The sequence below is a fragment of the Massilia sp. CMS3.1 genome (assembly GCF_051262535.1).
In the GTDB taxonomy this organism is placed as follows: domain Bacteria; phylum Pseudomonadota; class Gammaproteobacteria; order Burkholderiales; family Burkholderiaceae_D; genus Telluria.
The window spans coordinates 244,297-260,973 of sequence record NZ_JBIMES010000006.1; the positions used below are offsets into that span (position 1 = coordinate 244,297).

Annotated in this window: 19 protein-coding genes and 1 tRNA gene; 8 read left to right on the forward strand and 12 right to left on the reverse strand. The window is 62.7% G+C overall.

Annotated elements, in window-relative coordinates:
- Positions 1-63: 63 nt before the first annotated feature.
- Genes ACHAC9_RS12305 through ACHAC9_RS12315 form a run of 3 tightly spaced genes read right to left on the reverse strand, consistent with a single transcriptional unit; the run spans position 64 to position 1,636 of the window.
- Positions 64-996, reverse strand: coding sequence for an MBL fold metallo-hydrolase (locus ACHAC9_RS12305; RefSeq protein WP_435760282.1), 933 nt, complete (start codon positions 994-996; stop codon positions 64-66).
- Positions 993-1,199: a DUF1289 domain-containing protein gene (locus ACHAC9_RS12310; protein ID WP_435760283.1), complete on the reverse strand. Its 207-nt coding sequence runs from the start codon at positions 1,197-1,199 to the stop codon at positions 993-995. Before ACHAC9_RS12310 ends, ACHAC9_RS12305 begins: the two co-directional genes overlap by 4 nt.
- A complete protein-coding gene (locus tag ACHAC9_RS12315) occupies positions 1,196-1,636 on the reverse strand; it encodes a thioesterase family protein (protein ID WP_435760284.1) in 441 nt (146 codons plus the stop codon). Before ACHAC9_RS12315 ends, ACHAC9_RS12310 begins: the two co-directional genes overlap by 4 nt.
- 140 nt (positions 1,637-1,776) lie before the next feature.
- Between ACHAC9_RS12315 and ACHAC9_RS12320 the strand changes: the two genes are divergently transcribed.
- Together ACHAC9_RS12320 and ACHAC9_RS12325 are read left to right on the forward strand one after the other, a co-directional pair.
- A complete protein-coding gene (locus ACHAC9_RS12320) occupies positions 1,777-2,190 on the forward strand; it encodes a CopG family transcriptional regulator (protein WP_435760285.1) in 414 nt (137 codons plus the stop codon).
- 33 nt (positions 2,191-2,223) lie between these two features.
- Entirely contained in the window at positions 2,224-3,327 is a 1,104-nt protein-coding gene (locus tag ACHAC9_RS12325; RefSeq protein WP_435760287.1) for an extracellular catalytic domain type 1 short-chain-length polyhydroxyalkanoate depolymerase, read from the forward strand.
- Here ACHAC9_RS12325 and ACHAC9_RS12330 read toward each other — a convergent pair.
- Positions 3,301-3,663: a cysteine-rich CWC family protein gene (locus ACHAC9_RS12330; protein ID WP_435760288.1), complete on the reverse strand. Its 363-nt coding sequence runs from the start codon at positions 3,661-3,663 to the stop codon at positions 3,301-3,303. The two genes, ACHAC9_RS12325 and ACHAC9_RS12330, sit on opposite strands and share 27 nt — an antisense overlap.
- Before the next feature lie 16 nt (positions 3,664-3,679).
- On the opposite strand from ACHAC9_RS12330, the gene argB reads away from it, so the two are divergent.
- Both argB and ACHAC9_RS12340 read left to right on the forward strand, forming a co-directional pair.
- The gene (argB, locus tag ACHAC9_RS12335) at positions 3,680-4,609 is read left to right on the forward strand and encodes an acetylglutamate kinase (protein WP_435760289.1); all 930 of its coding nucleotides are present in this window, start codon (positions 3,680-3,682) and stop codon (positions 4,607-4,609) included.
- A 38-nt stretch (positions 4,610-4,647) separates the two neighbouring features.
- Positions 4,648-4,722, forward strand: a tRNA-Thr gene (locus ACHAC9_RS12340).
- Positions 4,723-4,729: 7 nt separating this feature from the next.
- Here ACHAC9_RS12340 and ACHAC9_RS12345 read toward each other — a convergent pair.
- Complete coding sequence (locus ACHAC9_RS12345) at positions 4,730-5,614, reverse strand: TraB/GumN family protein (protein WP_435760290.1); 885 nt, start codon at positions 5,612-5,614, stop codon at positions 4,730-4,732.
- 24 nt (positions 5,615-5,638) lie between these two features.
- Here ACHAC9_RS12345 and ACHAC9_RS12350 point away from each other — a divergent pair, with 24 nt between their 5' ends.
- From ACHAC9_RS12350 to pabB, 3 genes are read left to right on the forward strand one after another with little or no spacing between them, the layout of a single operon-like run.
- The gene (locus ACHAC9_RS12350; protein WP_435760291.1) at positions 5,639-6,379 is read left to right on the forward strand and encodes a pyrimidine 5'-nucleotidase; all 741 of its coding nucleotides are present in this window, start codon (positions 5,639-5,641) and stop codon (positions 6,377-6,379) included.
- Between the two features lie 30 nt (positions 6,380-6,409).
- Positions 6,410-6,988 (forward strand): nucleoid occlusion factor SlmA, encoded by a 579-nt coding sequence (slmA, locus tag ACHAC9_RS12355; RefSeq protein WP_435760292.1) that lies wholly within the window; start codon positions 6,410-6,412, stop codon positions 6,986-6,988.
- An 8-nt stretch (positions 6,989-6,996) separates the two neighbouring features.
- Positions 6,997-8,829 (forward strand): aminodeoxychorismate synthase component I, encoded by a 1,833-nt coding sequence (gene pabB, locus ACHAC9_RS12360; RefSeq protein WP_435760293.1) that lies wholly within the window; start codon positions 6,997-6,999, stop codon positions 8,827-8,829.
- Between the two features lie 26 nt (positions 8,830-8,855).
- Here the strand turns inward: pabB and ACHAC9_RS12365 are convergent, their stop codons facing one another.
- Complete coding sequence (locus ACHAC9_RS12365) at positions 8,856-9,443, reverse strand: glutathione peroxidase (RefSeq protein WP_435760294.1); 588 nt, start codon at positions 9,441-9,443, stop codon at positions 8,856-8,858.
- Positions 9,444-9,460: 17 nt separating this feature from the next.
- Positions 9,461-9,883 carry a CoA-binding protein gene (locus ACHAC9_RS12370; protein WP_435760295.1) on the reverse strand — a complete coding sequence of 141 codons (423 nt, stop codon included), beginning with the start codon at positions 9,881-9,883 and terminating at the stop codon, positions 9,461-9,463.
- Positions 9,884-10,000: 117 nt separating this feature from the next.
- Here ACHAC9_RS12370 and ACHAC9_RS12375 point away from each other — a divergent pair, with 117 nt between their 5' ends.
- Positions 10,001-10,615, forward strand: a complete 615-nt coding sequence (locus ACHAC9_RS12375) for a peptidoglycan recognition protein family protein (RefSeq protein ID WP_435760296.1) — start codon at positions 10,001-10,003, stop codon at positions 10,613-10,615.
- A gap of 43 nt (positions 10,616-10,658) precedes the next feature.
- Here ACHAC9_RS12375 and ACHAC9_RS12380 read toward each other — a convergent pair whose 3' ends face one another.
- From ACHAC9_RS12380 to atpA, 5 genes are all read right to left on the reverse strand, one after another.
- The gene (locus ACHAC9_RS12380) at positions 10,659-12,062 is read right to left on the reverse strand and encodes a serine hydrolase (RefSeq protein ID WP_435760297.1); all 1,404 of its coding nucleotides are present in this window, start codon (positions 12,060-12,062) and stop codon (positions 10,659-10,661) included.
- Positions 12,063-12,240: 178 nt separating this feature from the next.
- Positions 12,241-12,663, reverse strand: a complete 423-nt coding sequence (locus tag ACHAC9_RS12385) for a F0F1 ATP synthase subunit epsilon (protein WP_435760298.1) — start codon at positions 12,661-12,663, stop codon at positions 12,241-12,243.
- Between the two features lie 28 nt (positions 12,664-12,691).
- Positions 12,692-14,095, reverse strand: coding sequence for a F0F1 ATP synthase subunit beta (gene atpD, locus ACHAC9_RS12390; RefSeq protein ID WP_435760299.1), 1,404 nt, complete (start codon positions 14,093-14,095; stop codon positions 12,692-12,694).
- 32 nt (positions 14,096-14,127) lie between these two features.
- On the reverse strand, positions 14,128-15,003 hold the full coding sequence (gene atpG, locus ACHAC9_RS12395; protein WP_435760300.1) for a F0F1 ATP synthase subunit gamma: 876 nt from the start codon (positions 15,001-15,003) through the stop codon (positions 14,128-14,130).
- Positions 15,004-15,074: 71 nt separating this feature from the next.
- Positions 15,075-16,616 (reverse strand): F0F1 ATP synthase subunit alpha, encoded by a 1,542-nt coding sequence (gene atpA, locus ACHAC9_RS12400; protein WP_435760301.1) that lies wholly within the window; start codon positions 16,614-16,616, stop codon positions 15,075-15,077.
- Between the last annotated feature and the right edge of the window lie 61 nt (positions 16,617-16,677).

Genomic DNA, 16,677 nt, shown 5'->3' on the forward strand with positions numbered 1-16,677 from the left:
TCGGACGGCTGGCAGATTATAGGGTCAAAAAAGCACGACCGTGCTAGACCGGCGGCTCTAAATTCATGCGTCGACCAGGAAATCGCCCTCGATGCGGGCGGCCTTCGCGCGCAGCAGGGAGGAGATGGCCCAGTTGGCGAGCGGAGTGTAGAGGTCGGGTATGCCGGCCGCGATATCCATCTGCCGCAACGCACTCCCTACCACAGGAATCGCCTCTAGCAACCCCGGCAGCGCACTGAGTAAAATCCGCTGGCGCTCGAGCAGCAGAAATTTCACCAGCACCTTCACCGCATTTTCCGCATTGCGCTTCGGATCCGCGGCCAGGTAATCGAGCCGCGAATACGCGCGCTGCAAGGCCCCCGGCACATCTGTAAACATCCGGCCGTGGCCGGGAATCACGACCCGTGCATCGAGCGTGGCAATCAGATCGAGCGTCGCGCGCGCTTCCACAAAACCGGGTTCGCCCGCCAGTTCCGGAAAGATGACACCGAAACCGTTTTCCCACAGCGCGTCGCCCGAGATCAGGATGCCCTCTTCCGCGCAGAACAGGAATAGCGCATGCGGATCGTGGCCAGGGGCGCCCAGCACATCCCACGCCATGCCACCCAGTTCCAGCCTTTGCCCGGGCGCCAGCAGCGCATCGAACGTAAAACGCGCGCATTGCTGGCCGGTGGCGCGAAAACTCAGCGCCTCCTCGTCCCAGGCGGCGACTTTTTTGCTCTCTGCCGCAGGAATCGCCGTATGGCACCCATATGCCGCCTGCAGCGCGCCATTCCCGCCGCAGTGGTCCGAATGCAGATGGGTATTGACCAGGCGCGCGAGCGGGCGCTCGCCGAGCGCATGGCGCACCAGCGCCAGCGTTTGTGGTGCATGCGTCACATAGCCGCTGTCGACCAGCGCCGGCGCATCCGCCGTGAACAACACGTTGTTCGACGACAGCCAGCCGCGCTCGAAGACGCGCATCGTGTCAGGCAAGGTGGGCAACTGCAGCCTCATTCACCGAAATCCAGGTTCGCTTCGCGGCGCCGGATCTCGCTCCACAGCGCGCGTTTGACATCATCGCTGGCGCTGCCCCAGGCCACGATCTCGTCGATCGTACGCAGGCAGCCGCGGCACAGACCCGTCTTCCCATCCATCTCGCACAGGCTGATGCAGGGGGATGGAACCGGGGTCTGCAGGTCGGGAGGCGACAGGCTCATGCCACGGTCCCCCCAGGCGCCGCGTGACGCTTCCTGTCGACACGCCCATTAAAACGCGCCGCATCGATGACGCAGCGCTCGTGCGTGCCTTCGCAAATGCGTTCCTGCTCGTCCCAGGCTTGTACCTTGAAACGCACACGCTGGCCTTCGACCGCGAGCACTTCGCCTTCGATACGCAGCAGCATGCCTGGCGGCGTCGGCGCCAGATGTTGAAAACTGACCATCGTGCCCAGGCTCTGTTCGCGTGGCCAGTCGAGGAAAGGCAGCATCCCGTGCACGCAAGCCAGTTCCATCATGCCGACCAGGTAGCCGGTGGCAAGGACGTCGGGCATGTCGCGGCAAAACGGGGTGTCGTGGTACAGCTGCGGCACAGTCGCGCGCGGCGGCACCGTGTACTGCCATGCGAAGCGCAGGCCGGGTTGTAATTCTGGACTCATGGAGAAATAGATTACCCGATTCAATCGAATCGCGCTTGACTGCGGAGCGCAGGCGCGTAGACTTGGCGTCACATTAAACCATCCACATGGATGGTGCCAGGATGGTTTGAAAGGATGGTGTAAGCATGCGCGGTCAACTTATGAGCACACACGAAGCAAAACCGAAGCTGGTGGATTCGGAAAAAATCACGATCAACCTGGGCATGATCGACCTGGGCCAAATCGACTTGCTGGTCAGTGAAGGGTTTTATAGCAACCGAACCGACCTGATCCGCACCGCCATCCGCAACCAGTTGAATACGCACGCCGATGTAGTCCGGCAAACCGTTGCCCGCCGCAGTCTCGTCCTCGGGATGCACCATTATTCCCGGGCCGACCTGGAAGCGGCGCAACAAGCCGGGATCCGGCTGCAAATCCAGGTGCTCGGCTTGGCCAGCATCGCCAACGACGTCACGGTCGAACTGGCCCTGGCCACCATTGAATCGATTTCGGTCCTGGGGGCGCTGCATGCAAGCAGCTCCATCAAGGCCGCATTGGCAGAGCGCATTCTTTAAAGCGCATAAAAGGAAGCCAAAATGAAACTGAACATGAATCTGAATAACAAACTCTTCGCGCAAATGCGTGCCGCCACCCGCAACCTGATCAAGAAGCCCCAGGTCGATACGAACAAGGTCATTCAAGATGCGTTGAAAAACGCCTCGGCCATGAGCCAGTCGGCGCAGGCGCAGATGCGCGGCTTTTCGCAAGCCAATGGCGCGGCCAACGGGCACATGCCGTCCGACGTGCCGGACATGCTGGCCGAACTGAGCCGCAAATTCGGTCACGCTGGCGCCGCCGCCAATGAACCTGCGGTCCTTCTGCCCGGCACCTTCAGCGACGCCAGTTTTACCAACAGCGCCGGCACCCGCAGCTACAAACTGTATGTGCCGAGCAGCTACAAGGGCGAAGCGGCGGCACTCGTGGTGATGCTGCACGGCTGCACCCAGGACCCGGACGACTTCGCCAAAGGCACGCAAATGAACGCGCTGGCCGAGGAAACCGGCTGCCTCGTCGTCTATCCGTCCCAATCGCGCCAGGCCAATTCCTCGCGCTGCTGGAACTGGTTCAACGCCGTCGACCAGAAACGCGACCAGGGCGAGCCCTCGATCATCGCCGGCATCACGCGCGAGGTCATGGGCAAGCACAAGATCGACCCGGCCCAGGTGTACGTCGCCGGCCTGTCCGCCGGCGGCGCCATGGCCACCATCATGGGCACGCTGTACCCGGAACTGTATGCGGCCGTCGGCGTCCACTCCGGCCTGCCCTACGCCTCGGCGCATGATTTACCATCGGCACTGGCCGCGATGCAGGGCCAGCTCCAGCGTCAGAACAAGCCGGGGAAAGCGATCCCGATCATTGTCTTCCACGGCGACAAGGACCATACCGTGCACCCGACCAATGGCGACGAGCTGATGGTGCATGCGCGCGACGCCGCCGATGTCATGGCGGTCGAGCCCGGCCGCGTGCCGAACGGCCATGCCTATACCCGGACGACGCACAAGGGGTCCGACGGCAAGCTGCAAGGCGAACACTGGGTCATCCACGGCGCCGGCCACGCCTGGTCGGGCGGCAGCGCCCACGGCACCTATACCGACGGCAAGGGACCGGACGCGAGCCGCGAGATGCTACGTTTCTTCGCGACGCATCGATGAGATAGTCGGGCCTGGCTTGTTTGCCTGCGCAATATGCGCACGCAAACAAGCGGGACACCAGCAGCCGGCATCCACACCCGGCACCGGCACCACCGCCGGCAAGCTCGTGCACCAGCAGGGTCCCTCGCCACCATCGGCCATGGCACAGCCGAACGCGGCGCCACAGCGGGTACATAGGCTCATGGTCCACCCTTGCGACAGGAATTGTTCGTCATGTGTAATATCGTAGAAGAATTCATCGGCAGCGATCCTGACACGGTCACACGATAAAATACAACAAGTGCGCCATAGAATGCCTACAAGGCGCCCGTGTTGCCTGTAAAATCTCCGCCACATTCATTTCGGACTCTCCATGAACGCTCACGTGACCAGCTTGACAACCGATGACCCATCGAGTGACCTGACCAAGGTCTCCCCGCAGATCAAGGCTCAGATCCTGGCCGAGGCGCTCCCTTATATCCGCAACTTCCATGGCAAGACCATTGTCATCAAGTACGGCGGGAATGCCATGACCGACGAACGCCTGAAGCACGGCTTCGCGCGCGACGTCATCTTGCTGAAACTGGTGGGCATGAACCCGGTCGTGGTGCACGGCGGCGGCCCGCAGATCGACAACGCCCTGAAAAAGATCGGCAAGCAAGGTACCTTCGTGCAAGGCATGCGCATCACCGACGAAGAGACCATGGAAGTGGTCGAGTGGGTGCTGGGCGGCGAAGTGCAGCAGGACATCGTCATGTTGATCAACCACTACGGCGGCCAGGCAGTCGGCCTGACCGGCAAGGACGGCGGCCTGATCCGCGCACGCAAGATGAGCATGCCCGACAAGGACAAGCCGGGCGAGTTCCTCGACATCGGCTTCGTCGGCGAGATCGACGCGATCAATCCGGCGGTCGTGAAAGCGCTGCAGGACGACGCCTTCATTCCGATTATTTCTCCGATCGGCTTCGGCCAGGACGGGCAAGCCTACAACATCAATGCCGACGTCGTCGCCGGTAAAATCGCGGAAATCCTGAAAGCTGAAAAGCTGATCATGATGACCAACATCGCCGGCGTGCAGGACAAGGCCGGCAACCTGGTGACCGACCTGTCGGCGCGCGAAATCGACGAGATGTTCGAAGACGGCACGATCTCGGGCGGCATGCTGCCAAAGATCTCGTCGGCCCTGGACGCCGCCAAGTCGGGCGTGAACACCGTGCACATTATCGATGGCCGCATCGAGCACTCTTTGTTGCTGGAAGTCTTGACCGAACAGGCTTTTGGCACTATGATCCGCTCGCATTAAAATATATGTGGCGGTGTCCATGCCGCCCTATCAGTACCGCCCTTTTAGCTCAGTGGTAGAGCACTCCCTTGGTAAGGGAGAGGCCACGTGTTCAATCCACGTAAAGGGCACCATCTTTCTTCAGTACACCCGTTCCACCTGCAAGCCGCGTTCGCACAGCAGCGCCGGTACCCCACGTTTCCCGAGCAAGTGCAATAAACCGATCGCCGCCACCGCATTGTTTTCGCGCGCCAGCAGCGCAGCGAGTTTATCGGCCATCGGCCCGTTGCGCTCCTCCAGTATCAATTCACGGACGAACTTGCCGCTGACGCTGTCGTCGTTGTCGATGCGGCGGGCGATGGCGTCGAGTGCCTTCTGGTCGGCGCGCTCATAGGCATCGAACAGTTCGCGCGCCTCGCGCAGCTGGCGTCCCGACGCCATATTTTCCAGTGTTTCTTCGAGCAGGCTCCACTGCGTCCCCAGCGGCAGCCGGTCCAGCAGCGCCGCCTGGTACTGCGCCGACTCCAGCTCGGCGATGCGCGTCTTGCCGCGCGCCAGGCCCGCCAGATGGGCGTCCACACCCCGTGCCGGGTCGTAGCCCAAGCGGGTCACGTCCGCCATTGCGAGCATCATCACCAGCATCCAGGGTTTGAATTGCGCCACTGCGGCCGGATTGACGCCCTGCTGCGTCAGGACGGCCTCCAGGCGCCGGCGGCGCTCGGCAGGCAGGCCGGCATGGCCCGGGCTGCCTGCCGGGAACAAGCCATGCTGGTGGAAGGCCGCCTCGGCGGCGCCGGGATCGCGTGCCATGTCCACCTCCAGCGCCAGCGTGGGGGCCGCCGCCACGATGTCGCCGATGCGCGGTTCGAGCGGATAGTAGGCGGGCTTGCCCGCATGGATGGTTCCGTACAGGTACAAGGTGTTGCCCTTGCCGCTGACCTTGAATAGCGCCCCGCGTTCGACCGCCAGCGCCTGGAATGCCGTCAATAGCAAGCCGAAGAAGACCACTATAATTGAACGTCGCATCCATTTCTCCTGTTATTTGAAAACGTGCCAAATCATATCCCCGCCTCTCCCGTCTGGCTATTCGACCTGGATAACACCCTGCACGACGCCTCGCACGCGATCTTTCCGGCCATTAGCGCCAACATGAACACGTATATCGCGCGCGTGCTCGACGACGGCATCACGCCGGTGACGCAGGCGCGGGTCGATGCCGCGCGCCTGGGTTACTGGAAGCGATATGGCGCCACCCTGCTCGGCATGATGCGCCACCATGGCGTGAACGCCGCCGATTTTCTCAGCCAGACGCACGACCTCAAGGATCTGCGCGCGATGATGCGTTCCGAGACCGGCCTCGGGCGCCTGTTGATGAAACTCCCCGGCCGCAAGATCCTGCTGACGAATGCGCCGCGCGATTATTCGACACACGTGATGCGCCACCTGAACCTGGGCCGGCATTTCGCGCACCACATCGCGATCGAGCAGATGCACGTGCACCGCCAGCTGCGTCCGAAACCGTCGAAACTGATGCTGGCGCGCCTGCTGCGGCGCCACGGTGTCGCCGCGCGCGACTGCATCCTGGTCGAGGACACGCTGGCGAACCTGAAAAGCGCCAAGCAACTGGGCCTGCGCACGGTGTGGGTGACGCAATACCTGCGCCTGCGCGAATCGAGCACGCTGGCGATGGCGCGCCCGCGCAGATTGATTCGCCCAAATTATGTCGATGTCAAAGTAAAATCCGTGCGCCAGCTGCCGAAGCGCTTGCAGCGGCTGCGCGCATCGACTTGATTATTCGACTAATTACTCTTCCGGGATCCCATGGCAAGCACCAAGCCAGGCCAGCGTAAGTTGCAAATCCTCCAGGCCCTGGCGGCCATGCTCGAGCAGCCCAAAGGTGAAAAAATCACCACCGCCGCGCTGGCGGCGCGTTTATCGGTGTCGGAAGCGGCGCTGTACCGCCACTTCGCCAGCAAGGCGCAGATGTTCGAGGGCCTGATCGATTTCATCGAAGCGAGCGTGTTCGGCGTCATCCACCAGATCCTTGAAAAGGAAGAACGCGGCGTCGACCAGCTGCACGCGATCCTGCAGATGCTGCTCTCCTTTGCCGCGAACAATCCGGGCATGACGCGGGTCCTGATCGGCGACGCATTGGTCGGCGAAGACGAACGCCTCGAGCTGCGCATGAACGGCTTTTATGAGCGCATCGAGCTCGCTTGCAAGGGCGCCCTGCGCCTGGCCGCGAGCCAGGGCCACGGCATCGAGGACGAGGTCGGCGCGCGCGCCAGCCTGCTCGTGAGCTATGTGACCGGGCGCTGGCACCGCTATGCCAAGAGCGGCTTTCGCCAGAACCCTGCCGAGGGGAGCGGCGTACAATTGTCGCTTTTGCTGGCCGCCTGACGTTCACCATGCACACCGTCTTTGCACTGCTCGACGATGCGAGCGCGGAGGGCCAGGCGCAGGCACGCTCGCGCCTGTACACCGGCCATGCCGGCACGCTGAGCTGTGTCGATGCTGCCGGCTGGGGCGGCGTGCTGGAAGCGCTGCAGGCCGCCCTGGCACGCGGGCTGTACGCCGTCCCCCTGCTGAGCTATGAACTCGGCGCGCACCTGCTCGGCATCCCGACCAAGGCCCTCCCCGGCCCGCTGGCGCAGGTGCTGCTGTTCGAACGCTGCGAACTGTTAAGCGCCAGCGCAGCCCTGGCCTGGCTCACGACACGTGCCGCGAGCGACACCCCGGCGGGCGTGGCCGGCGTCACAGCGAACGTCGACGAGGCGCGTTTCGTGGACGCGATCGGGCGCATCCGCGACTACATCGCCGCCGGCGACACCTACCAGGTCAACTACACGTATCGGCTGCGCTTCGACGCCTTCGGCTCGATTTTTGCGCTGTACCAGCGCCTGCGCCTGCGCCAGCCGGTGCCCTACGGCGCCCTGATTGGCTTGCCGGACGGCGGCGCCGTGCTGTCCTTCTCTCCGGAGCTGTTCGTGCGCCACACGGGAGAGTTCCTGCTGGCGCGCCCGATGAAGGGCACGGCGCCCGCGAGCGAGGATGAGGCCGTCAACAGCGAGCGCGCCGCCGCGCTCGCGCTGGATCCAAAAAACCGCGCCGAAAACCTCATGATCGTCGACCTGCTGCGCAACGACCTCGGGAGAATCGCGCAAACGGGCAGCGTCGCCGTGCCAAAACTGTTCGAGGTCACGCGTTTCGGCGCCGTGCTGCAGATGACCTCGACGGTGCAGGCGCGCCTGCGCGATGACGTGAGCTTGTCCGACCTGTTCGCCGCCCTGTACCCCTGCGGCTCGATCACCGGCGCGCCCAAGCGGCGCACGATGGAAATCATCGACGAACTCGAACCGGACCCGCGCGGCCTGTATACGGGCGCGATCGGCTGGTTCGATCCGCCGGGCGATGGGCGCGCCTTCGGCGATTTTTGCATGTCGGTGCCGATCCGCACCTTATCCCTGGAACCGGGAGCGCAGCTGCGCCGTGGAGAATTGGGTGTCGGTGCCGGCATCGTGTACGACAGCGACCCGCACAGCGAGTTTGCCGAATGCCGCCTGAAGGCGCGTTTTCTCACCGGGCTAGCGAACGACTTCGACCTGTTCGAGACCATCAAGGCGTCGTGGCAGGACGGCCCGCGCCACCTCGACCTGCACCTGGCGCGGATGGGCGCCTCGGCCGCCTATTTCGGCCTGCCCTTCGACGAACATGCCGCGCGCACCCTCGTCGTCGACGCCTGCCTCGCGCTGCCGCCCGCAGCGGGCATCCACCGGCTGCGCCTGTCGCTCGCTGCGAACGGCGAGCTGACGATGACTTCAAGCCCTTTGGCGCCCTTGCAAGAGCCCGTAAGACTGGTGCTGGCCGACACGCCAACCGCGTCGGGCGACGTCTTCCTGCGTCATAAAACGTCGATCCGTTCCCGCTACGACGCCGCCTGGCGCGGCGCCGAAGCGCACGGCGCCTTTGACGCCCTGTTCTTCAACGAGCGTGGGGAATTGACCGAAGGGGGGCGCAGCAATGTGTTCGTACTGCTTGACGGGCGCTGGTGCACGCCGCCGCTATCGTGCGGGCTGCTGCCGGGCGTGATGCGCGCGGTGATGTTGACGGCTCCGGCCTGGCACGCGGTCGAGCGCATCATCACGCGCGACATGCTGGCGCGGGCCGAAGGAATCGTCGTGTGCAATGCGCTGCGCGGGCCGCTGCTGGCGCTGCTCGAGCGGCCTTACACCGCGGTGTAAGGCCGCCGGCGCCGCAACGGTAAAAATTACAGCGCGCCTTCGATCTTGTTCACCAGTTGCGCATCTTCCGGCGTCACCTTGCTCGGGAAATGCTCGATCACTTTACCGTCGCGCCCGATCAGGTATTTCGTGAAATTCCATTTCGGTTCCTTGCCGGTTTGCTTCGCCAGCGCCGCGTGCAGCGGATTGGCGTTCGCGCCGGTGACCGGCGTCGGCGCGAACATCGGGAATTTCACGCCATAGGTGTTGTAGCAGAGGTCGGCGATTTCCTTGGTGCTGGCGGCTTCCTGTTTAAAATCGTTCGACGGGAAGCCGAGGACCACCAGGCCGCGCGGGCTGTATTTCGTATACAGTTTTTCGAGCCCCTCGTACTGCTTGGTATAGCCGCAGTAGCTCGCCGTGTTCACCACCAGCACCACTTTGCCGGCGTACTGGCACAGGTCCTGCGGCGCTTCGTCCTGCAGGCGTTTGAAACTCTGTTTCAACAGTGCCGGACAGGCGGCCGGCGCCGGGCTGGCGGCAACGAGCGGGCGGTGCGGGACCACGCCGGCAGGTTGCGCACTGACTGAAGCGGCCGCGGCCAGCAGGGAAATTGAAAAAACGGTTTTCAGCATGATGGGTCCGGTGGTAGTCAAGCGTCGAGCTTGCGGTGTTCGATTTTCAGGCAGTGGTTCATGACGACGTCGAGGCCGGCGGCGCGCGCCAGGTCGGCGGCAGGCTGGTTCTCAATGTCGAGCTGCATCCACAGGCAGCCGGCGCGCACGGCGATCGCGTCGCGCGCCAGCGGCGGGATGTCTTCGGATTTGCGGAAGCAGTCGACGATGTCGATGCGCTGCCCGTTTGGAGCCAGCGCATCGGCCGCTTCCTGCAGGCTGGCATAGACCCGCTCGCCCAGGATCTCTTGGCCGGCATACGCCGGGTTGACCGGGAGGATGCGGTAGCCCTGGCCTTGAAGATACTCGGCCACGCCGAAGCTGGCGCGCTCAGGCTTGTTGGACAGCCCGACAACGGCGATGGTTTTGCTGTCTTGCAGGATTTGGGGAATCGTTCTCATGGTCGCTCGGAGGTGTCAGGTCCTTGCTAGCTTAACAGGTTTATATTGCGCGCCGCGCGTTTGCGTGAACCCGGTTAACTGTGAAAAGATGGCGCCTTCTTCTGTCCGGACCCATCCATGAAAATCGCCTCACGCGCCACGCGCGCCCTCGCTGTTCTTTCGCTCGCGCTCGCCGCCACCGGCTGTGCCATCAAGCCGACTACGCACTCACCGGCAGTCGTCGCGGTCGCCGACTGGGGCGGCACACCCGCCGATCCCGCCAAAGCCCGGCGCCACACGATTACCCACATCACGCTGCACCATCAGGGCGAGCCGTTCAAACCCGGCACCGACCCGCGCCAGTACCTGCGCAACTTGCAAACCTGGTCGCGCACGACCAAGAACTGGCTCGACATCCCGTATCACTACATCATCGACCTGGAAGGACGCACCTATGCCGGGCGAGATATTGCGTATGCCGGCGACACGAACACCGAATACGATCCGAGCGGGCATGCCTTGATCGAGGTGGTCGGTAATTTCGAGGAAGTCGAGCCGAACCGGCAGCAGCTCGATGCCGTCGTCGACGTGATGGCGATGCTGGCGCAGAAATACGGGGTGCCGGTCGAGAACATCGCCAGCCACCGCGACCACTCGGACAAGACCGTGTGCCCGGGAGCGAATTTATATCGTTATGTTCAAAGCGGGTATTTCCGCGAGCAGGTCGCATTGCGCCTGACCCGCGCCCGGTAAGCGAGGGCAGGAGGCGCGACCGGTGGGCCGCGCCTCCCGCCCATCACAGTTGTGCGTCCCCGATGCGCGCATGGCGGATCGCCTCTCCGGCCTGGTGCAGCGTCACATGCGTCACCGCGCCCTTGGCGTCCTGGCCGAACTCGAAGGTGTCGAGCGAATTGGGCACAAAGAAGCCGGTCGCCGAATACGCTTTCAGGCGCACCGGCGAACGTCCCGTGCGCTGCATGACGAGCGCATCGCCCTCGCGCCTGAACGTGCGCACGGCCGGCTTCTCGATCTCATACACGCCGGCAAAGCGCTCCAGCGTGGCGGGGTCGAGTGCGATCTCCTTGAAGTCGGGTAGCGGTTTGCCGATCGCAACCGCCGCTGCCTTGCTCGCCACCACCCCGGGGCTGACGATCCCCCCGTCCGCATTGCTCAGTACCGCCACGAACACGTTATGTTCGGGCAGGCGCAGCGCGTAGGTGGAAAAGCCGTTGATGCCGCCGCCGTGCGCAATCGTCGTGGCGCCTTGCAGCTTGCCGGTCTCCCAGCCATAGCCATACCCGGTCGACTTGCCGGAGGCGAGCGTGTACGGCGTGAAGGCGCGCTGCCAGCTCGCCGGTTGCAACAGCTTGCCGCCCGCGATGGCGCCCTCCCAGCGCGCCAGGTCGTCGACGTTGGAGACCAGCGAACCGGCCGCGTACGGCTGCGTCATGCTGAGTGGCGCGCTGCGGCCATAGCCCGCGCCGTCGCGCGAGTGCCCCGCCGCGCGTGGCGCCCGACCCCGTTCATGACCCTCGTAAGCGGTGTCGTGCATCCCCAGCGGCACGAAGATGCGCTGTTCGACGAACTTCGCATACGGCCGGCTTGATACTTTCTCGATGATCGCGCCCAGCAGGAAGTAGCCTGAGTTGTTGTAGCGGTAGCTCGTCCCTGGCGCGAATTCCAGTGGATCGTGTTTAAAACTGTCGATCATGGCGGCGACGCTGATGTCCTTGTGCATGCCGGTCAGGTAGGCGGGTTTTCCCGTAAAGCTGACGATGCCCGAGGTATGGGTCAGCAGGTGCTCGACCGTGATGGTCTTGCCGCCAGTCGGATAATCCGGGAAGAAGCGCGTGATGTCGTCGCTCAACGCGAGCTTGCCCTCTTCGGCCAGCATCAGGATCGCCACCGCCGTGAACTGCTTGGTGATCGAACCGAGGCGCAGGACGGTGTCGGGCGTCATCGGCTCCTTGGCCAGGGTGTCGGCCATGCCATAGGCCTTGCGAAACACGGTCTTGCCGTCCTTGACGACGATGACGGTGGCGCCCGGTTCGTTGGCCTTGTAATGGGCGCCGATGCCCGCGTCGATCGTCGCTGCCAGCGCTCCCTGCGACGGTACGGCGACAATTGTTTCCTGTGCCCCGGCGGGCGGTGTGCCCAGCAGGATGACTACGGCAACGCAGACTGCGGAAAGTTTCAGCATGGTGAGCATCCCTTCTTGTGGAATTGGTATGCCGCGACTGTACGGACGTGCAGGATCTTGAACAACGCGGGATCGACGAACTGCCGAAAATGCAGGACGAGCTGCGCTGCAAGCGGCGCGAGCAATAAAAAAGGCAGCCCTGAGGCTGCCTTTTGTTGCTACCGTACTGCGTGCCGCATTACCGACCGCGCGAACGCAATCTCTGGATCGCTGCCAGCTGGGCGATCGCCGACGCCAGTTCGGCTTGCGCTTTCGCGTAGTCGATCTTCGAGTCCTGCGATTGCATCAGCTCTTCGGCCTGCTTCTTGGCCGCTTGCGCTTTCGCTTCGTCCAGGTCGCCACCGCGGATCGCGGTGTCGGCCAGGACCGTCACGCCGTTCGGCTGCACCTCGAGGATACCGCCGGCAACGAAGACGAACTCTTCGCTGCCGTCAAGCTTCTCGATGCGTACCGCACCCGGGCGGATGCGGGTGATCAGCGGGGTGTGCTTCGGGTAGATACCCAGCTCGCCCGCTTCACCCGGCAACGCGACGAAAACGGCTTCTCCCGAAAAAATCTGGGATTCTGCCGAGACCACGTCAACGTGAATTGTGTTTGCCATGTGTGTCCTTCAGGTTGAAGACGCCGACTTAGGCAGCCAGTTTCTTGGCTTTTTCGACCGCTTCTTCGATGGTGCCGACCATGTAGAACGCCTGCTCCGGCAGGTGGTCCAGTTCGCCCGATGCGATCATTTTAAAACCCTTGATCGTGTCTTTCAGCGAAACGTACTTGCCTGGCGCGCCAGTAAACACTTCAGCGACGTGGAAGGGCTGCGACAGGAAGCGCTGCATTTTACGTGCACGGGCGACCAGCAGTTTGTCTTCCGGTGCCAGCTCGTCCATGCCCAGAATCGCGATAATGTCACGCAGTTCCTTGTAACGCTGCAGGGTGCCCTGGACAGCGCGCGCGGTGTCGTAGTGTTCCTGGCCGACGACGAGCGGGTCCAGCTGGCGCGAGGTCGAATCGAGTGGATCGACCGCAGGGTAGATACCGAGCGAAGCGATGTCACGCGATAGCACGACGGTCGAATCGAGGTGGGCGAAGGTGGTCGCCGGCGACGGGTCGGTCAAGTCATCCGCAGGGACGTAGACGGCCTGGATCGAGGTGATCGAACCGGTCTTGGTCGAGGTGATGCGCTCTTGCAGGCGGCCCATCTCTTCGGCCAGGGTAGGCTGATAACCCACTGCCGACGGCATACGGCCCAGCAGTGCCGAGACTTCGGTACCGGCCAGGGTGAAGCGGTAGATGTTGTCGACGAAGAACAGAACGTCTTTACCTTCGTCACGGAAGGCTTCAGCCATCGTCAGGCCGGTCAGCGCGACGCGCAGGCGGTTGCCTGGTGGTTCGTTCATCTGGCCGTAGACCATCGCGACCTTCGAGTTTTCCGGATTTTCCAGGTCGACGACCTTGGCGTCCGCCATCTCGTGGTAGAAGTCGTTACCTTCGCGGGTACGCTCACCCACGCCGGCGAACACGGACAGGCCCGAGTGCGCTTTAGCGATGTTGTTGATCAGTTCCATCATGTTGACGGTCTTGCCGACGCCGGCGCCGCCGAACAGGCCGACTTTACCGCCTTTGGCGAACGGGCAGACCAGGTCGATGACCTTGATGCCGGTTTCCAGCAGGTCTTGCGATGGCGACAGTTCGTCGTAGGCAGGCGCGGTGCGGTGGATCGATGCCATGCGCTCGTGGCTGACCGGGCCGCATTCGTCGATCGGGTTGCCCAGCACGTCCATGATGCGGCCGAGCGTTGCAACGCCGACCGGCACCATGATCGGTGCACCGGTGTTCTGGATCATCATGCCGCGACGCAGGCCTTCGGAGCTGCCCAGCGCAATGGTACGGACAATGCCGTCGCCCAGCTGTTGTTGGACTTCCAGGGTCAGGTCGGAGCCTGCCATTTTCAGTGCGTCGAAGACTTTCGGCATGGCGTTACGCGGGAATTCCACGTCAACCACTGCGCCGATACACTGAACGATTTTGCCATCAGCCATGTTCGTTCCTTCAGATATAGTTAAATTCTTATTTAGACCGCTGCCGCACCGGCGACGATCTCGGAGAGTTCTTTGGTAATCGCTGCCTGGCGGGTCTTGTTATAGATCAGCTTCAGCTCGCCGATGACACTGCCTGCGTTGTCGCTTGCCGCTTTCATCGCGACCATGCGCGCCGATTGCTCGGACGCCAGGTTTTCCGCGACGGCCTGGTACACCAGGGCCTCGACATAACGCACCAGCAGCTCGTCGATCACGATTTGCGGTTCGGGTTCGTAGATGTAATCCCACGAGATCGAACCCTTGTCCGCTTCCAGGTGCTTTGACGGCAACGGGAGCAGCTGTTCGATCACCGGTTCCTGCTTCATCGTGTTGACGAACTTGGTGTAGCACAGGTAGACGGCATCCAGCTGGCCATCCTGGTATGCGTCGAGCATGACCTTGATCGGGCCGATCAGCTTGTCCAGGTGCGGGGTGTCGCCGATTTGCGTCGCATGCGACACCAGCTTGACGCCGACGCGGTTCAGGAAACTCAGCCCCTTGTTACCGATGGCAACAGCCTCGATGCGGTTGCCCGCCGCTTCCATCTCGCGCGATTTCACCGTTACCTGGCGCAGGATGTTGGTGTTCATGCCGCCGCACAGACCTTTATCGGTCGAGACGACGATGAAGCCGACAGCTTTTGCCTGCACGTGCTTGGCTTGCGCCATGAACACGTGCGTGTACTCCGGATTTGCGCCGGCCAGATTGGCGGTAATGGTCCGAATTTTTTCACTGTAGGGACGGGCGGCGCGCATACGGTCCTGCGCTTTGCGCATTTTCGATGCGGCGACCATTTCCATCGCCTTGGTGATCTTCTTCGTATTCTCTACGCTCTTGATCTTGCCACGAATCTCTTTGCCTACTGCCATGAGTCCTTACTCCTTCCGGTCACCGGCAGCGCAGTTTTGCAAACGCGCTGCTGGATCCTTCATTTCATGAATTAAAATGCGCCGGATTTTTTGAAATCAGCAATGGCGGCGGCGAGTGCTGCTTCGGCGTCCTTGTCCAGTTGCTTGGTTTCTTCGATCTTCGACAGGAGCGCAGCCTGCTTGGTCTTCAGGTAGCCGTGCAGGCCCGCCTCGAACGGCAGCACTTGCTTGACTTCGATGTCGTCCAGGTAGCCCTTGTTGACGGCGAACAGCGATGCGGCCATCAGCGAGATCGACAGCGGCGAGTACTGTGGCTGCTTGAGCAGCTCGGTCACGCGCGCACCACGGTCCAATTGCTTGCGGGTCGATTCGTCCAGGTCCGATGCGAACTGCGCGAAAGCGGCCAGCTCACGGTACTGCGCCAGGTCGGTACGGATACCGCCCGACAGGTTTTTGATGACCTTGGTCTGGGCAGCGCCACCGACGCGGGAGACCGAAATACCGGCGTTAATCGCAGGACGGATACCGGCGTTGAAGAGCGAGGTCTCCAGGAAGATCTGGCCGTCGGTAATCGAAATCACGTTGGTCGGCACGAAGGCCGAAACGTCGCCCGCTTGCGTCTCGATGATCGGCAGTGCGGTCAGCGAGCCGGTTTTACCGGTCACGGCGCCGTTGGTGAAGTTCGACACGTAGTCGGCGTTGACGCGCGCAGCACGTTCCAGCAGGCGGCTGTGCAGGTAGAACACGTCGCCAGGATAGGCTTCGCGGCCTGGTGGACGGCGCAGCAGCAACGAAATCTGGCGATAAGCGACAGCTTGCTTCGACAGATCGTCATACACGATCAGCGCATCTTCACCGCGGTCGCGGAAGTATTCGCCCATCGCGCAGCCAGAGTAGGCCGAGATGTACTGCATGGCGGCCGATTCCGAAGCGGAAGCGGCGACAACGATGGTGTAATCCATCGCGCCGTGCTGCTCGAGCGAGCGCACGATGTTCTTGATGGTCGATGCCTTCTGGCCGATCGCCACGTACACGCAGGTCACGTTCTGGCCGCGCTGGTTGATGATCGCGTCGACTGCGACAGCCGATTTACCGGTCTGGCGGTCACCAATGATCAGCTCGCGCTGGCCACGGCCGATCGGCACCATCGCGTCGATCGACTTGATGCCGGTCTGCATAGGCTGCGAGACCGATTCGCGGGCGATGACGCCAGGCGCGATCTTTTCGATCGGGGCGGTCAGCGTGGTGGCGATCGGACCCTTGCCGTCGATCGGCTGGCCCAGTGCGTTGACCACACGGCCACGCAGTTCAGGGCCGATCGGCACTTCCAGGATGCGGCCGGTCGTCTTGACGATGTCGCCTTCCGAGATGTGCTCGTAAGCACCCAGGATGACCGAACCGACCGAGTCGCGCTCGAGGTTCATCGCCAGGCCGAAGGTGTTGCCAGGGAATTCCAGCATCTCGCCCTGCATCACGTCCGACAGACCGTGAATACGGCAGATACCGTCGGCCACGGAGATCACGGTGCCTTGATTGCGAACGTCAACGGCCGCTTCGAGGCCCTGGATGCGGGTCTTGATCAGTTCGCTGATTTCAGATGAATTAAGTTGCATGAGTGCTAACTCCTAATAGTTTCTTGATGCCGAGGGCAAGGACGTGAGATGCCGGCTGGAC

Excerpts from the sequence above, each read along its gene's own strand:
- ACHAC9_RS12305 (WP_435760282.1), bottom strand. The coding sequence starts at position 996 with ATGAGGCTGCAGTTGCCCACCTTGCCTGACACGATGCGCGTCTTCGAG.
- ACHAC9_RS12310 (WP_435760283.1), bottom strand. The coding sequence starts at position 1,199 with ATGAGCCTGTCGCCTCCCGACCTGCAGACCCCGGTTCCATCCCCCTGC.
- ACHAC9_RS12315 (WP_435760284.1), bottom strand. The coding sequence starts at position 1,636 with ATGAGTCCAGAATTACAACCCGGCCTGCGCTTCGCATGGCAGTACACG.
- ACHAC9_RS12320 (WP_435760285.1), top strand. The coding sequence starts at position 1,777 with ATGAGCACACACGAAGCAAAACCGAAGCTGGTGGATTCGGAAAAAATC.
- ACHAC9_RS12325 (WP_435760287.1), top strand. The coding sequence starts at position 2,224 with ATGAATCTGAATAACAAACTCTTCGCGCAAATGCGTGCCGCCACCCGC.
- ACHAC9_RS12330 (WP_435760288.1), bottom strand. The coding sequence starts at position 3,663 with ATGTGGCGGAGATTTTACAGGCAACACGGGCGCCTTGTAGGCATTCTA.
- argB (WP_435760289.1), top strand. The coding sequence starts at position 3,680 with ATGAACGCTCACGTGACCAGCTTGACAACCGATGACCCATCGAGTGAC.
- ACHAC9_RS12345 (WP_435760290.1), bottom strand. The coding sequence starts at position 5,614 with ATGCGACGTTCAATTATAGTGGTCTTCTTCGGCTTGCTATTGACGGCA.
- slmA (WP_435760292.1), top strand. The coding sequence starts at position 6,410 with ATGGCAAGCACCAAGCCAGGCCAGCGTAAGTTGCAAATCCTCCAGGCC.
- pabB (WP_435760293.1), top strand. The coding sequence starts at position 6,997 with ATGCACACCGTCTTTGCACTGCTCGACGATGCGAGCGCGGAGGGCCAG.
- ACHAC9_RS12365 (WP_435760294.1), bottom strand. The coding sequence starts at position 9,443 with ATGCTGAAAACCGTTTTTTCAATTTCCCTGCTGGCCGCGGCCGCTTCA.
- ACHAC9_RS12370 (WP_435760295.1), bottom strand. The coding sequence starts at position 9,883 with ATGAGAACGATTCCCCAAATCCTGCAAGACAGCAAAACCATCGCCGTT.
- ACHAC9_RS12375 (WP_435760296.1), top strand. The coding sequence starts at position 10,001 with ATGAAAATCGCCTCACGCGCCACGCGCGCCCTCGCTGTTCTTTCGCTC.
- ACHAC9_RS12380 (WP_435760297.1), bottom strand. The coding sequence starts at position 12,062 with ATGCTGAAACTTTCCGCAGTCTGCGTTGCCGTAGTCATCCTGCTGGGC.
- ACHAC9_RS12385 (WP_435760298.1), bottom strand. The coding sequence starts at position 12,663 with ATGGCAAACACAATTCACGTTGACGTGGTCTCGGCAGAATCCCAGATT.
- atpD (WP_435760299.1), bottom strand. The coding sequence starts at position 14,095 with ATGGCTGATGGCAAAATCGTTCAGTGTATCGGCGCAGTGGTTGACGTG.
- atpG (WP_435760300.1), bottom strand. The coding sequence starts at position 15,003 with ATGGCAGTAGGCAAAGAGATTCGTGGCAAGATCAAGAGCGTAGAGAAT.
- atpA (WP_435760301.1), bottom strand. The coding sequence starts at position 16,616 with ATGCAACTTAATTCATCTGAAATCAGCGAACTGATCAAGACCCGCATC.